Annotated in this window: 1 protein-coding gene; it reads right to left on the reverse strand. The window is 63.5% G+C overall.

Translation table 11 applies throughout. The features are described 5' to 3' along the window. Positions 1-94: 94 nt before the first annotated feature. Positions 95-1,486: an ISNCY family transposase gene (locus AC5Y2S_RS28900; protein WP_499960046.1), complete on the reverse strand. Its 1,392-nt coding sequence runs from the start codon at positions 1,484-1,486 to the stop codon at positions 95-97. Between the last annotated feature and the right edge of the window lie 104 nt (positions 1,487-1,590).

Genomic DNA, 1,590 nt, shown 5'->3' on the forward strand with positions numbered 1-1,590 from the left:
GCCTAGCTACTAAGACCTGAAAAACGGTTTGCCGGGGTAGTGGTGGTTGGTCACGTCCTGATTTCGGGATGCTCGGTTGGCTGTGGTGTCGATTTCATGCGGCCAGGGTGCTGATCTTGACCAGGTTGTGGGCGAAGACCCCGTGTCCACACCAGGTCCGGGCGCCCGCGATGCCGGTCAGTTCGGTCCGGTTCCAGCCGTAGCTTCGCTTGAGGTTGTTGATCCGTCCTTCGGATCCGGTTCGCCATTTGATCTTGTCGCGGAAGGCGCGCCGGTGCTCAAACTCGCGGCGGGCCGCGCCGGGTTTGGCTGCACGTGGGATCGCGACGTTGCGTACGCCAAGTTCGTGGAGGTCATGTTCGACTGAGGCATAGCCGTAGCCGCGGTCAGCGGTCACCGCTCGTGGTGGGCGGCCAACGCGGCGGGTGATCCGCTCGATCGCCGGCGCCAATTGCGGTGCGTCGGCAGGGTTTCCGATTTCGACGGTGTGGTCGAGGATGACGCCGTCGGCGTTGTCGACGATTTGAGCTTTGTAACCGAACTCCACCGGCTTGCCCAGCCGTCCCTTGCGGATGGGTCGCGCGTCGGCATCATGCAGGCTGACCACCCGGTGCGCTGATTCGGGCATCACCCCGGCCAGCCGACTGCGGGTCTGGGTCATCACCTGTCGGGTGCGGCCCACTACCGTGGCTAGGTGGTTGATCGCCTGAGCCAGTTGGCCTCTGCGCATCCCCGTGGCGCTGCGCAGGGCGCGGCGAGCATTACGCAGCACCACGTCAGTCTCGCGGATCGCAGCTTCAGCGATGTCAGCCAGTTCCCCGGTAATGCGGCGCACTGCGTTCTGGGCGTCATCGCCCTGCTGGGCGCCACGCAGCCGCAGCTTGGAGGCAATAGAGCGTGCGCGCCGACCCGCCGAACGTCGCCGATCACGCACCCGGGTGCGAGTAGCCCCGCCAGCGGCTTTGATCCGCGTCACCGTACGCGTTATGGCGCCAATACCTTTAGCCAGCAGACCCGAATCGGTCGGATACCCAACATCAGCGCACACCACCGTCGTGTCAGCGCGCACCCGATCGGTGCGCAACAGCTTGCCGGCCCCCGCCTTGAGCAAAAGCGCCTCGTTGAGCCCGGCCACCGCAGCCTCCCCGCACCGACTGGTGATCTTCATTAACGTGGTCGGATGCGGCACCCGCATGCCCAACGGGATGCGGCAAAAACGCTGCCAGGAAATCGAATCGGCCACTTCACGACACAGCGGCTCATAGCCCAGCCGGTAGCGGAACTTCAAAAACATCAACCGCAGATAGGTCTCCATCGGGATCGACGGGCGACCGATCCGAGCATCGAAATACGCCGCGAACGGCGCAAAGAACACCGCATCATCAAGCAGCGCATCCACCCGGGCCAACTCGGCGGGCAACACAAGCAGCTCCGGCGGCAATATCGCATCCCACAACGTCGGCTGATCATTTACAGTTCTGAACACGATGGCCTCGATCCCTTCTTCCCAAGGGTTCGAGGCCATCTTCCCTGCTCAGCAGGATGCGACGTCGGATCAACGCGCCGATTTTTTCAGGTCTTAGTAGCTAG

The organism is Mycobacterium sp. NGS69 (genome assembly GCF_059812165.1).